We start from the raw sequence: 12,701 nt of genomic DNA on the forward strand, positions 1-12,701 counted from the left end.
GCATTTTCATATTAGGAGGGGTAATACATGATCAAGCAACTAATTTTAAAAGATTTCATTATTCAATGGAAATTTTTAATTTGGTACATATTGTATCCAGTTTTCTTTTATATGGCTTTAACAGATACGGAAAATCTGTTCATCATTATGTCAGTAATTATTACAATTGGGGCAACAGTAAAAACATTTGAAGCAGATAGTAAAAATGAGAGTGAAGTTATAGTAAATAGTTTACCAATATTGAGAAAACAAATTGTGTATGCGAAATATATAGTAGCAATTATTATTCTTTTTATAAGTGTAACGGTCGGTTGTTTCACGATGGGAATGAAGAGTGGGGTTAACTTATTTGAATTTATTGAAACGACAATGGTTGCTAGTATTAGCTTTATTTTATTGTATTTAAGTTTTGTTTTACCAATATCCTTTTGGCTAGGGTATAAGAAAACCATTTTCATTACAATAGTAATATTCATGGCACCGATAGTTGTTTTAGAAGCTTTGTTTCAAATTAACTTAGAACAAATTCAACTATACAACAGCTTGTTATTCATTAGTTCCATGTGCATGTTCATAGCATCTACCTTTGTTTCAGTAAAAATATATGAAAAAAGAGAATTTTAAAAGGTGCCTTAAAAAAGGCACCTTCTTCAATAACGACAATACGAGAGCAGTAGTTTATAAAAAGAAACGCTATTTGGCACATCTTTCGGAGTATGTAATATAAAGCTGAAAACGATGATGAGAATAAGAAATAGGAAAAATAAAAATAGGATTTGCTTATGTATAGAATTTTGCATATTATTCACTCCTTTTTTTAGGTAGTATGTCCAAAAGAAAGGAGTGTATGAAAAATGTTAGGAGGGGAGAATGATGAACAAAAGAAAATGGTTATATAGAATAGGAATATTTTTATTTTCAATCGGTCTCATATTAGCAAATGTTTACTCGGATATACCACCGTTATTTCCAAGTTTACATAAAAGGGTTGGTATAAGTATTGCCATAGTTGGTCTGTTTTGTCTTATCACATCTAACTTCTACAGAAAGTCTGAATGAATATAAAAAAGGACAGTTACTCTTTTTCAGAAGTACTGTCCTTTTTTAATAACTTATTCCATAGTTTGGCGATACTCCATATAATGACGATTGCAATGGAGGCGATAATGGACCAAACAATTGATATAATTTCAATTGTCATGTTAGGAAGGAATGTGAGAATGGATAATACTTTATGAAACAATGATTCTATTATATGAAAACTTATTTGTAATAGAATGACGATACCAAGTGTGATCCATGCTAATATTTTCTTTCCTTGTTCTTTCCACATGACATTCACCTCACGTTAGCTTAATAGTTTTAAGCCAACAGCGCCGCATAGAATACAGCTTAAGAAAGCAAGACGACGCCAATCCGCTGATTCTCGGAAAATGAGAATGCCTAGAAGTGCACTTCCAGCAGTTCCGATTCCAGTCCAAATTGCGTAAGCAGTTCCCATCGGTAATGTGTTCATCGCAAGAGATAAGAAGAAGAAGCTTACGCCGAAGTTAGCGATTAAAATAACTTTTGGTGCCCAGCCTTTCTTTTCAGTGGCTACTTTCATAAAGAGTACACCAATAATTTCACAAATACCAGCTAGAATTAAAAATACCCAAGCCATTTTATGCGGCCTCCTTCGCTTCTTTTTCTTCTGTTACTCGTTTTAAACCAATTACTCCGAAGAAGATTAAACCGATTAATAAAACTTTTACGATAGAGAAAGGTTCTCCGAAGATGAAAATCTCTGTAAGAACGATTCCGCCAGCTCCGATTCCTGTAAAGACTGCGTATACAGTGCCGACAGGTAAATCTTTATAAGCTCTAAATAATAAGACGAAACTAATTGTAATTAATAGAGCAACACCAGCCCATTCAAGTGGTGCCTCTGCTTTTTTTAGTCCAATCACCCAAAATATTTCAATAATACCAGCGATGATTACATAAATCCATGCCATATGTCATTTCTCCTTCCTACCAGTCGTTAGGTAAAGGGCTTAAAAACGACGCATTGCAAAGGAGCAATCCGTCAGTTTGAAAGTCCGCGCCAAAATACTTTCCAAGAAGCGTCTAAACGTGTCTCAAAACGATTTAAACCTGCGTATAATAGTTCAACCATAAGACCGTCGAGTAAGCATAGAAAAGCCTCTAAGGCGTCTTTTACTTCAATGTTATGCAGCTCATCTTGTTCGCTTGCTCTTTTAAATACAGGGAATAAAAGTTTTCCGACGTTTTCAATGTGTACATTTGCTTTATTAATAATTTGTTCGCGAAATGCATCAGGCGGAAAATAAGAAGTTCGTAACCAAAACATTGATTCTTCACTTTCACCAAATCGTTTTGCATACCCTTTTAATAATTTTAAAAGCAATTCTTCAGTGGACGAATTGGAAAAGCTTTCGATATCGCCTGTGAAGCTCTGCAAATCTTTTTGAAGAGCAGATTCTAAGCATATGAAATATAGCTCTTCTTTTCCTTTAAAGTGTGCGTAAATCGATGGTTTTTTAATCCCAACTTCTTGAGCAATATTTGCCAATGAAGTTCCTTCATAGCCGTAGCGTGCGAAATGAGAAAGTGCTACAGCTTTAATGCGGTTTGCTGTCATTTTCATCCCCTACCTACCGTTCGTTAGGTTCATTATATGAGATGGGAAATATAAAGTCAATAGGTGAAGAGCTGAGAAAGAGCGTTATAAGTAACGCTCTTTTTAGACAGTCTCTCGCTCAATTAAATGGAATGAAAGTTCTTTTGCACTGCCGACAATTTGCTCGCTTTGGATCTGCTTATGGAATAAAGAAAAAGCATGTGAGCCCATTGCGAGACCGGGATGTTCAATTGTGGAAATTTCTAATGCCTTTGAAATTTCATGATTATCAAATCCAAGGATAGCAAGGTCTTCAGGTACTCGAATACCATGTTTTCGAGCCTCTGTTAATAAACCAGCTGCAACTTGATCGTTCGCTGTGAAAATAGCAGTTGGACGATTTTTCATATTTAAAATACGATGGAGTATTTGTGCTCCGTCCTGCATTGTATAGCATTGGTGAAAAATCCATTCAGGATGCAACGTTTTCCCTTCGTTCCGAAGTGTATCGGCGAACGCTTTTTCACGCTCCATGGAATTTACACTTGTTTTTCTTGCTAAACAAATTCCGATTTTTTCATGGCCTTTACTTAGTAAATAGGCAGTACCGAGACGGAAACCTTCATAATGATCTACGTAGATGGATGAAATAAGAGGATGCTTCATTTTTTCACATGAAATAATAGGGGCAAATTTTGCGAAAGGTTCGATTTGTTCCCAAGAGCTCGTTCGGGAGCAAATAATCATCCCATCAAATTGTTTCATTTTCATCATTTCAAGAACACGAATTTCTTCAAGGCTATCGTAATTTGTTTGGCATAAATTAATATGATATCCAGCTAATAATGCTTCGTTACCAATTCCTTCAATAATGGTACTGAAGTAGGGGAGGTTAATGAAAGGAAGCATAACGCCAATTGTATATGTTTTCCCTCTTATTAAATGGACAGCATTTATATTTTTTGCGTAGTTTAATTCTTCAACAGCATCTAGAACACGCTTACGCTTTTCTTCTTTTACGTAAGGGTGATTATTCAGGACACGAGAAACAGTTGATATCGATACACCAGCAGTTTTAGCAATTTGTTTTATATTGGCCATATGTATCACCTCTTTCCCTTATTATAAAGGGAAAATAATAAGAAAGAAAAAATCTTGACCTGAAAAGCTTTTCACAAACTATGGTATTAATAAGACTTCTTTTTATTCGCGTAACCTTTTCACTTGGGCGTAAGAATAATAGGGGTCTTTTTTGTTTGCAAAAAGTGTTGTCAAAATGTGTGAGAATAACGTGGAAAGTTTTCAAAGGTGGAGTTTGGTGACAAAGCGAATATGAAGAGAATATCAACGCTTCGTTCGTTAAGAGAGCGGTATGAAAGGGCGGAAACAAATTGAAAAAAAGAATCATTTGTTTCGTGTTTTCTAGTTTCGTGCTTAGTTCGTGTTCGTTTCAGCAAACGATGCAAGAAGAAAAACACTTTGTGGGAACAACGGGAGGAGCTATGGATCGTGTTACGGATCCTATTCCGCTAAAGGAACTTCCAAAATATTTTCCGGTGAAGTTTAAAGTTCCAACGTTTTTACCGTACGATATTACAAGTGATGTGAAGGGGGAAGTAAGAACGCTTGGGAAAAAGAACACTGTCTTAACGATTAAATATAAACAGAAAGAACCAGGTAGAAATGAGTATATTGAGTTAAATGTCGCGAACTTTCCTTATAGTTTTCCGGATCTTGTGGAAGAGAAGCGATTTCAAGAACAAATGAAACTGAATAATGGAACGTCTGCTTATTTTAAAAATAAAGATGATTATGAACGTGGTGACGAATTTGCTACGCTTATATGGAAAGAGAAAGGAATTGAATATCAACTGCTGTATCGGAATGTAGAAGAGAACGATGAAAAGGTAATCAAGCAGAATTTATTATACATTGCGAATAAGATGAAATGAAAAAACTAGCTGATTTATTCAGCTAGTTTTTTGTATGTTATTATTTCTTTTTAATTTTGCCTGTCCAAGATTTAAATCCACCTTGTAATTGGTAGAAATCTTTGTAGCCTTGTTTTTTTAAGTATTGCGCTGCACGACCTGTACGGAATCCGCTTTGGCAATATAAGTAAACAGGTTGATCTTGACGAAGTTCTTTATGGCGAAGGCGAATTTGTGATAACGGAATGTTACGTGCACCTAAAATATGCCCTGCGTTATATTCGTCTGCTTCACGAATATCGATAAGCTGTGCTTTACGGTAGCCAGCGCGAAATTCTTCTTCTGTAAGAGTTTTAATTAATTTTTTCTGATAGAAGTACATCCATACAGTGTAGCCGATAAATGCTACGATTACGGCTAATAAAATAATCCAAGTTGTTGACACGATTCTATCGCTCCCTTTTTTCTTATCCTACTTTCAATATTATAATGCCCTTATGTATTTATGCAACAGATTCATTTGCATATAAGAAGAAATTTCGTATTCTTTCACAAATTTTGTCGAATTTGGTAGACTAGAGAATGTGAAAAATAATTGGTTATATGAGGTGCAGGATGGGAAAAGAAAAATGGTGTTATATTAACTCTGGTCAATGTTCACCGGCATTTAATATGGCGTTAGATGAATGTTTATTAAATTGGCAAAGTGAAAAGAAAATGCCACCAACAATTCGTTTTTATGAATGGGAAGTACCAACATTAACAGTTGGGTATTTTCAACGTGTTGAAAAAGATATTAATATGGATGTAGTTAACGAAAAGAAATATGGATTCGTTCGTCGTCAAACAGGCGGCAGGGGTGTACTACATGACAAAGAGTTAACGTATAGTGTTATTGTGTCTGAAGATCACCCGAATATGCCGAAAACAGTTACAGAAGCGTATCGTGTTATTTCGCAAGGTTTATTAGATGGTTTTAAGGCATTAGGGCTAGAAGCATATTATGCAGTTCCAAAAACAGAAGCAGATCGTGAAAATTTAAAAAATCCACGTTCCGGCGTATGTTTTGATGCACCATCTTGGTATGAAATTGTAGTGGAAGGACGAAAAATTGCTGGTAGTGCTCAAACACGTCAAAAAGGTGTTATTCTACAGCATGGATCGATTCCATTAGAAATTGATTTAGATGAACTATATGATCTATTTTTATTCCCAAATGAACGTGTGAAGGAACGCATGAAGAGTATGTTCTCTTCTAAAGCAGTAGCAATTAATGAATTAACAGACCGTACATTTACGATAGAACAGTTAATTAAAGCGTTTGAAGTTGGCTTTGAAAAAGGATTGGATGTAGAACTTGTTCCATATGAATTAACAGAAGAACAGTTACATGAAGTTCAAACGTTAGCGAAAGAAAAGTATGAAAGTAATGAGTGGAATTATAAAAAATAAGAGATGGCAATTGCCACCTCTTATTTTTTTATAGTAAATTAAGTACTTTTTCTACTTTGATTCCTTTATCTTGTAAAGAACGAAGGCGACTTACAACGTCCATAATTTCTTTGTCAAATGTAACGCTAATACCTTGGCTTTGTAGTTCTTCTTTTAAGCTTTCAATAGAATCATCTATGTCGATGCCAAGCTCGTAATCTTGACAAACTTCAATTGTCTTTTTCACGAGTTTAACATAATTTTCTTGTAGTTTTGAATTTGTTTCAGTCAAAGCAGGCTGCTTCGATTTTGCAGGAGCAACCGGTGCTGTCTCTTGCTTTGTAACTGGAGTAGGGACTGCTTTTTTCACAGGCGCTGGAGTAGCTAGTTCTACAGCTGCTTCTACGCTTACTGGCTTCGGTGTCGGTACCGGAGTAGGCTTAGGTGCCATAGCAGGTGTTTCCACACGCGTAACAGGCTTAGGAGCAGGTGTAATTGCTTTTGGAGCTTCTACAACTACTTCTTTTTTTGGTGCTGCTTCTACCTGTGTTTCTTCTTGCTCGGCAGCTTCTTTATTTTCTTTACTCCACATAACGCGTTCAATTTCTAGAGAAACATTGTTTTTGTTCATCGCTGTTAATGTAACTTTACCAACTTCAGCGTTTCCAGTGAAATCAACAATTTTATAAATAACACTCTTGTTCCAATCCACGTTTCCGCTCAAAAATAATTCTTCGTTACATTTCGGCGTTAAGCCCTCGATTTTAATTTCTGCGTTTACACCGTTTTCACTATATACCATAATTAGCGAAGCATTTACATCTTCGTCTGCTAACATTAGTTCACGTACCATTTTGCCGGTGCGTACTTGCGTTTTCTTCTTAACTGACATCTAATTTCTCCTCTCAAAAATTCAGTAATAATAAAAAAATCGTATAACGAAAAATAATTGCTCACGAAGATTTATGATACCGATAATAAAAGCATCACGTCAACAATTAACTTTAATTATTTTGCATTTTTCTTATTTTCTTTATGAAATTTTTCAATTTGTAAAATTAGACAGAAGAAAAAACAGCCTTTTGAAGGGCTGTTAAAAATTTGATTTTTTATATAAGAATTTATATAAAGCATAAAATAGGATAGCGATTAAGGCATTTTGCCAAAAGGTTAGATGATAAATGAGATAAGGTTGCTTTTGGAAATAAATATTTAAGAATACAGCGGAACAAAATGGAGTAGCAAATGCGAATCCAAATAGAATTCTTCTTTTCCAATTCATTTTCTGATTAAAGGAGTAACGCTTTAATAAATATAAAATAAATAGTATACCTAGTATAATTATTGAAACAGACAAAGTAGTTCCAAGGATGCTAAAAGGCGGACTTGATATTGTATTGTTTTTTTCAAAGAGAAACATAAAAAATGAAATAATTGCATTTATGCCAAACTGTATAGCAAGAAGTAAGCTAATAGAAAATCCAATTAAAGAGGCTTTTTCTAACTTTGTTTGAGTTGGTAAAGCTGATATAAGTTCATCGCAATAAGATTGTAAATTATCTCCAAAGATGTCATAAGCGCTTTTATTTTCTGCTTGTGCTTCGATGAGGTGATCTAATATTTCTAGTAACAGTTCTTCCATTTGTTGCTCGGGTACGTTTGATATTCGAAGATATACTAACATATCACCATAAGCAGCCTCGTTTTCGGAAGTTAGAAGCTCACGTTTTTTATTATTCAATTCAATCATGTCTTGTGCATTCATCCCTATCACTCCCCCTGTAATAAGTTATTTACCGTAGTTGAAACCATTCCCCAGCTTTGTTTAAATTCTTTAAGTTGTTCTAATCCTTTATCGGTTATGTGATAATATTTTCGCTTTGGACCGAGTGAGGAAGCTTTTAATGTGCCTTGGATCAATTTTTCTTTTTGCATACGTAATAATAACGGATAGATGCTTCCTTCGCTTACGAATGTAAAGCCATGTTTATTTAATTTTGTGCTCAGTTCATATCCGTACACTTCTTCTTGTGAAATGATGTATAGGATGCAACCTTCTAGTACACCTTTTAACATTTGGCTGTGCATGATTTCACCACCTTTTACTCAGGTAACTTGCGTTGCAAGGTAGCTGTTATCCGGATTATAACATTCAGTAACTTGCAACGCAAGTTACTGAAGTGGAAAACTTTAATGCGTGTTAATTTTTCAACGTTTCCCATACTAACGAGAGGGAGGGAAGCACATGAAACCATTTATGCCAAAACTCGTTTACTTTGAACCAAAGGCACTTGAATATCCGCTTGGAAAAGAGCTTTATGAGAAGTTTACGAAGATGGGATTAGAAATTCGTGAAACGACATCACATAATCAAATTAGAAATTTGCCAGGAGAAAATGATTTGCAAAAGTATCGTAATGCAAAGGCTACACTTGTCGTTGGAGTAAGGAAGACGCTAAAGTTTGATACGTCAAAACCGTCAGCTGAATATGCAATTCCGCTCGCAACAGGGTGTATGGGACATTGTCATTATTGCTATTTGCAAACAACACTTGGGAGTAAGCCTTACGTTCGTGTGTATGTCAATCTTAATGAAATATTTGAGAAGGCAAAGCAATATATGGATGAAAGGGCACCTGAAATAACAAGATTTGAAGCAGCGTGTACATCAGACATTGTTGGGATTGATCATTTAACACATGCATTAAAGCGGGCGATTGAATTCATTGGAGAAAGTGAATATGGGCGCTTACGTTTCGTGACGAAATATTCGCACGTTGATCATTTATTAGATGCAAAGCATAATGGGAAAACTCGTTTCAGGTTTAGTATAAATTCACGATATGTAATTAAAAATTTTGAACCAGGGACATCGCCATTTGAGGAGCGAATTGAGGCGGCACGTAAAGTAGCAGGTGCAGGTTATCCACTTGGTTTTATAGTCGCGCCACTTTATATGCATGAAGGATGGGAAGAAGGATATCGTGAACTATTTGAGCGACTGTACAATGCGCTGAAAGATATGACGATACCAAATTTAACGTTTGAATTAATTCAGCATCGTTTTACGAAACCAGCGAAAAAGGTTATTCAAGAGCGTTATCCAAATACGAAGCTTGAAATGGATGAAGAGAAGCGGAAGTATAAATGGGGACGATATGGCATCGGAAAATATGTATATAAAAAGGATGATGCAGCAGTATTGGAAGAAACGATAAGAGGTTATATAAATGAATTTTTTCCTAATGCAGAAATACAATATTTTACTTAAGGGGGGTCTGTATGCAAATACAGATTCTTTTTTGTTTTATATATTTAGGCTCGTTTTCAACTTGTCACGTTATTCTTTCTGGTGTATCATTTTATTGATTGCTTCGTACGGAATAAGCAAAATGAACTTGGATGGAGGAAACCGATGCCTACCCCTAGTATGGAAGATTATATTGAACAAATTTATTTGTTGATTGATGAAAAGGGTTACGCCCGCGTATCTGATATTGCTGAAGCGCTTAGTGTACATCCATCCTCTGTAACAAAAATGGTGCAAAAATTAGACAAAGATGAATATCTAATTTATGAAAAATATAGAGGGCTTGTATTAACAACAAAAGGTAAAAAAATCGGAGAACGTCTCGTATATCGTCATGACTTGCTAGAGCAATTTATGCGTATTATCGGTGTGGATGAAAGTAAAATTTACAATGATGTAGAAGGAATTGAACATCATTTAAGTTGGGAAGCGATTGATCGCATTGGTGATTTAGTGCAATACTTTGAACAAGATGCATTCCGAGTGGAAACACTTCGCGGTGTTCAAAGAGCAAATGAAGAGAAAAGTAATTAAGGGGAACGTATGGCGTTTCCTTTTTTATTTCAATTCGAAAAGGATGGGAGAATTATGAAAGCAATTATTTTTGATTTTGATGGATTAATTGTGGACACAGAAACGATATGGTTTCACTCTTTCAGAGATGCTGTTCGTGAATACGGCGGGGAACTACCTTTAGAGGAATTTGCGAAATGCATTGGAACAACAGATGAGGTACTTTATACATATCTAAATGATCAATTAAAAGAGAAGTTTAACAAAAGTGTATTAAAAGAAAAAGTGGCAACTTTACATAAAGAGAAAATGAGAATACCAGAAGCTCGTGACGGGGTAAAAGAATATTTAGAAGAAGCGAAAGAAATGGGATTAAAAATCGCACTAGCTTCTAGTTCTTCTAGAGAATGGGTTATTCATTTTTTAGAAGAGCTACAAATTCGAGAATATTTTGAAGTAATTAAAACGAGAGAAGATGTTGAGAAGGTAAAACCAGATCCAGCTCTTTATCGAGTTGCAATAGAAGAATTAGGAATTAAGCCATCTGAAGCTGTTGTATTTGAAGATTCATTAAATGGATTGAGAGCAGCAGTTGCAGCGGGATTAACGTGCGTTGTGGTACCTAATGATGTGACACGGAATTTACCGTTTGAAAATCATCATCTTCGAATTGAAAGTATGAGAGAGAAAAGTTTAAAAGAAGTGCTTCAAAGTATAAAAAAAGACCGTATTTCCTAAAAGGAAGCACGGTCTTTCTTTTTGCTTTTTTTGCCTTCAATGACAGTTAAATGAGACTGTTTTCTTTTTCGTTTCAAAGTGGAAGAATTCCCTTTTTTACTTTTGTCATTAGAAGTATTTGACTTAAAGAAGGAATTGCCTAGGGGTGCTACATTTTGTTTCCCATGTTTGCGGTTCGATTGTTTTGCCGCACGCTTATATGAGCTTTGCGGATTTGCGGAACCACTGGAATTTGTAAACATCTTGTATAGCAAGTAAAAGATACCGACAACAAGTAACATGTACCCGATATTTCTTAATACACCCATGGGATTTGTAATAACAGATGAAACAAGGCCGAATATTGCCAATCCGATAATAAGCACAAATATAGCGAAAGTAAACGAACGACCGTTCATAAGGGACACCTCCTAAAAACATATATTGAAATTAGTATATTAACGATGAGGAAAGGAGTTGAACACCATTTTTAAATAATTATTGTTTGTTCTCTAGACGTAATAATTCTTCAAACGATGCAATTGCTACTTCCACTTGATCATCTGTTGGTTCTTTCGTTGTTAATAGTTGTAGCCATAATCCAGGATATCCAAGTACGCGTAATACGGGAATATCTCGTAATCGATTTGTAAATTGCAATACTTCAAAAGAAATACCAAGTACAACTGGAATTAATAAAATTCTGTTTATAACTCGTGCCCAAAGAGGATCTGTAGGGACTAGGAAATAAACGAACATTCCAATAATGACTGTAAATATAATAAAGCTACTGCCGCATCTATAATGGAGACGAGTTTGCTTTTGAACGTTTTCTACAGTCAGAGGAAGGTTATTCTCGTAAGCATTGATTACCTTATGCTCTGCACCGTGATACTGAAATACCCGCTTAATAAGTGGGGTTAAAGAAATAAAGTATATATAGCTCAATAATAGCATGAGCTTAATGACACTTTCGACAATGATTTGCCCAGTATGAGATGGGAAAATCGGTCTCGTTAATTCAGCTAATAGTGCAGGAACTGCTGTGAAAATGACTTTACCGAATATAAAAGATAAAACGCCAACAGCTGCAACTCCTAATACCATCGTTAATTTTGATTGTTCTTCTTTTTTATTTGCAATTTGTTCATCATCTTCTGGGTGGACGTCAAATCGTTCTGAAGCGAAGTTTAAATGCTTTGCTCCATTCGCACTTGCATCCACAATAGCGGCAATCCCTCGTAAAAATGGAATTTTTTTTAGGGTAGATAGTACTTTATTACGAACGCGTGGTAATCGATAAAATTCAATCGATTTATCTTTACGACGAACCGCTGTAACAGTATATTCTCTACCGCCAAACATAACTCCTTCTATGACCGCTTGCCCGCCATATATTTGTTTTGACTCTTCTGCCATGTTAACACCAACCTGTATTTGTTTCTCTCTTATGTAGAAAAAGAGGCAATTGTCATACTGGGTTCTGTCGTTTTGAAATCAGACAATCACCGAGTTTCCTTTATTTTATCGGCAAATACAAGTAGATGACAAGGGAAAATGTTATGAGAGTCGGACATTTCTTATTCTTTTTATAGACAAATTTCGCAGGATTTAAACATGCTTCAAAATAGTTTCGGGCATACTATTGAGCGGAGGTGTCGATGTGAGTCAAGAACAATTAGGAACAAGGAATTTTGTGCAGATTGGTTTGTTTGGTGGAATCTTTTGGGGCGGGATCTGGTATTTCCTTCATATATTTTCATTCACGGAGGCGGGACCGAATTATTTCCTTTTACCATTTGCGTTTGGAAGTTGGAAAGAGGGTGTATGGGGCAATGTGTTCGGAATAGTGTGTATGGGACTTCTTTCAATTTTGATCGCCTTTTTGTATAAAGCATTTTTTGCGAAGTTTGAAGGGATTATAGCGGGAATTATTTATGGGCTATTTTGGTGGGCACTACTGTTTTTGGGGATGGGTTTAATGGCTCCTGTTATTAAAAGTGCGCTCCATTTACCAAAAGAGACAATTGTGACGACAATATGTATTTTTATATTGTATGGTGTGTTTATAGCATATTCTGTTTCTTACGCAGTAAATAGCAATAAAGCAGAACAAGAAGGGCAAGAGAAGACGAACTATTCAAATAAGTAACTCCTATGTTAAAATATTGTATAG

Annotated in this window: 19 protein-coding genes; 8 read left to right on the forward strand and 11 right to left on the reverse strand. The window is 35.4% G+C overall.

The annotated features are described in order from the left end of the window. Positions 1–30: 30 nt before the first annotated feature. Together ACS2QP_RS00910 and ACS2QP_RS00915 are read left to right on the forward strand one after the other, a co-directional pair. A complete protein-coding gene (locus ACS2QP_RS00910) occupies positions 31–624 on the forward strand; it encodes an ABC-2 transporter permease (protein WP_080016442.1) in 594 nt (197 codons plus the stop codon). Positions 625–870: 246 nt separating this feature from the next. Further along, the gene (locus ACS2QP_RS00915; protein ID WP_002164431.1) at positions 871–1,059 is read left to right on the forward strand and encodes a hypothetical protein; all 189 of its coding nucleotides are present in this window, start codon (positions 871–873) and stop codon (positions 1,057–1,059) included. 16 nt (positions 1,060–1,075) lie between these two features. On the opposite strand, the gene ACS2QP_RS00920 is transcribed toward ACS2QP_RS00915, so the two are convergent. The 5 genes from ACS2QP_RS00920 to ACS2QP_RS00940 form a co-directional block, all read right to left on the reverse strand. Continuing rightward, positions 1,076–1,333, reverse strand: a complete 258-nt coding sequence (locus tag ACS2QP_RS00920) for a DUF3975 family protein (protein WP_326263159.1) — start codon at positions 1,331–1,333, stop codon at positions 1,076–1,078. 15 nt (positions 1,334–1,348) lie between these two features. Further along, positions 1,349–1,663, reverse strand: a complete 315-nt coding sequence (locus ACS2QP_RS00925) for a DMT family transporter (RefSeq protein ID WP_000312623.1) — start codon at positions 1,661–1,663, stop codon at positions 1,349–1,351. A 1-nt stretch (position 1,664) separates the two neighbouring features. Then, entirely contained in the window at positions 1,665–1,997 is a 333-nt protein-coding gene (locus tag ACS2QP_RS00930; protein WP_000312339.1) for a DMT family transporter, read from the reverse strand. A 71-nt stretch (positions 1,998–2,068) separates the two neighbouring features. Beyond that, positions 2,069–2,650, reverse strand: coding sequence for a TetR/AcrR family transcriptional regulator (locus ACS2QP_RS00935; RefSeq protein WP_002005730.1), 582 nt, complete (start codon positions 2,648–2,650; stop codon positions 2,069–2,071). 96 nt (positions 2,651–2,746) lie between these two features. Further along, on the reverse strand, positions 2,747–3,724 hold the full coding sequence (locus ACS2QP_RS00940; protein ID WP_001273986.1) for a LacI family DNA-binding transcriptional regulator: 978 nt from the start codon (positions 3,722–3,724) through the stop codon (positions 2,747–2,749). Between the two features lie 314 nt (positions 3,725–4,038). Between ACS2QP_RS00940 and ACS2QP_RS00945 the strand changes: the two genes are divergently transcribed. Continuing rightward, positions 4,039–4,575, forward strand: a complete 537-nt coding sequence (locus tag ACS2QP_RS00945; protein WP_033666640.1) for a hypothetical protein — start codon at positions 4,039–4,041, stop codon at positions 4,573–4,575. A 40-nt stretch (positions 4,576–4,615) separates the two neighbouring features. Here ACS2QP_RS00945 and ACS2QP_RS00950 read toward each other — a convergent pair whose 3' ends face one another. Further along, entirely contained in the window at positions 4,616–4,999 is a 384-nt protein-coding gene (locus ACS2QP_RS00950; RefSeq protein WP_000108653.1) for a rhodanese-like domain-containing protein, read from the reverse strand. A 170-nt stretch (positions 5,000–5,169) separates the two neighbouring features. Between ACS2QP_RS00950 and ACS2QP_RS00955 the strand changes: the two genes are divergently transcribed. Further along, a complete protein-coding gene (locus tag ACS2QP_RS00955; protein WP_000514081.1) occupies positions 5,170–6,006 on the forward strand; it encodes a lipoate--protein ligase family protein in 837 nt (278 codons plus the stop codon). 28 nt (positions 6,007–6,034) lie between these two features. Here the strand turns inward: ACS2QP_RS00955 and ACS2QP_RS00960 are convergent, their stop codons facing one another. The 3 genes from ACS2QP_RS00960 to ACS2QP_RS00970 form a co-directional block, all read right to left on the reverse strand. Continuing rightward, a complete protein-coding gene (locus ACS2QP_RS00960; protein ID WP_438882095.1) occupies positions 6,035–6,877 on the reverse strand; it encodes a hypothetical protein in 843 nt (280 codons plus the stop codon). Between the two features lie 201 nt (positions 6,878–7,078). Then, positions 7,079–7,750: a DUF1129 family protein gene (locus tag ACS2QP_RS00965; protein ID WP_438882096.1), complete on the reverse strand. Its 672-nt coding sequence runs from the start codon at positions 7,748–7,750 to the stop codon at positions 7,079–7,081. A 5-nt stretch (positions 7,751–7,755) separates the two neighbouring features. Beyond that, positions 7,756–8,073 (reverse strand): PadR family transcriptional regulator, encoded by a 318-nt coding sequence (locus ACS2QP_RS00970; RefSeq protein ID WP_438882097.1) that lies wholly within the window; start codon positions 8,071–8,073, stop codon positions 7,756–7,758. A 157-nt stretch (positions 8,074–8,230) separates the two neighbouring features. On the opposite strand from ACS2QP_RS00970, the gene splB reads away from it, so the two are divergent. From splB to ACS2QP_RS00985, 3 genes are all read left to right on the forward strand, one after another. Next, positions 8,231–9,256 carry a spore photoproduct lyase gene (gene splB, locus ACS2QP_RS00975; RefSeq protein WP_438882098.1) on the forward strand — a complete coding sequence of 342 codons (1,026 nt, stop codon included), beginning with the start codon at positions 8,231–8,233 and terminating at the stop codon, positions 9,254–9,256. Positions 9,257–9,400: 144 nt separating this feature from the next. Continuing rightward, entirely contained in the window at positions 9,401–9,829 is a 429-nt protein-coding gene (gene mntR, locus ACS2QP_RS00980; RefSeq protein ID WP_075677907.1) for a transcriptional regulator MntR, read from the forward strand. A gap of 54 nt (positions 9,830–9,883) precedes the next feature. Continuing rightward, positions 9,884–10,546: an HAD family hydrolase gene (locus ACS2QP_RS00985; protein ID WP_025687934.1), complete on the forward strand. Its 663-nt coding sequence runs from the start codon at positions 9,884–9,886 to the stop codon at positions 10,544–10,546. On the opposite strand, the gene ACS2QP_RS00990 is transcribed toward ACS2QP_RS00985, so the two are convergent. After that, on the reverse strand, positions 10,543–10,944 hold the full coding sequence (locus ACS2QP_RS00990) for an SA1362 family protein (protein WP_438882099.1): 402 nt from the start codon (positions 10,942–10,944) through the stop codon (positions 10,543–10,545). The genes ACS2QP_RS00985 and ACS2QP_RS00990 overlap by 4 nt on opposite strands. Before the next feature lie 79 nt (positions 10,945–11,023). Then, positions 11,024–11,944: a DUF1385 domain-containing protein gene (locus ACS2QP_RS00995; RefSeq protein ID WP_000807121.1), complete on the reverse strand. Its 921-nt coding sequence runs from the start codon at positions 11,942–11,944 to the stop codon at positions 11,024–11,026. 244 nt (positions 11,945–12,188) lie between these two features. Between ACS2QP_RS00995 and ACS2QP_RS01000 the strand changes: the two genes are divergently transcribed. Beyond that, on the forward strand, positions 12,189–12,677 hold the full coding sequence (locus ACS2QP_RS01000) for a YqhR family membrane protein (RefSeq protein WP_000076881.1): 489 nt from the start codon (positions 12,189–12,191) through the stop codon (positions 12,675–12,677). Positions 12,678–12,701: the final 24 nt, after the last annotated feature.

It is taken from the genome of Bacillus cereus group sp. Bce019 (genome assembly GCF_051781745.1).
GTDB classification, from domain to species: Bacteria; Bacillota; Bacilli; order Bacillales; family Bacillaceae_G; genus Bacillus_A; species Bacillus_A cereus.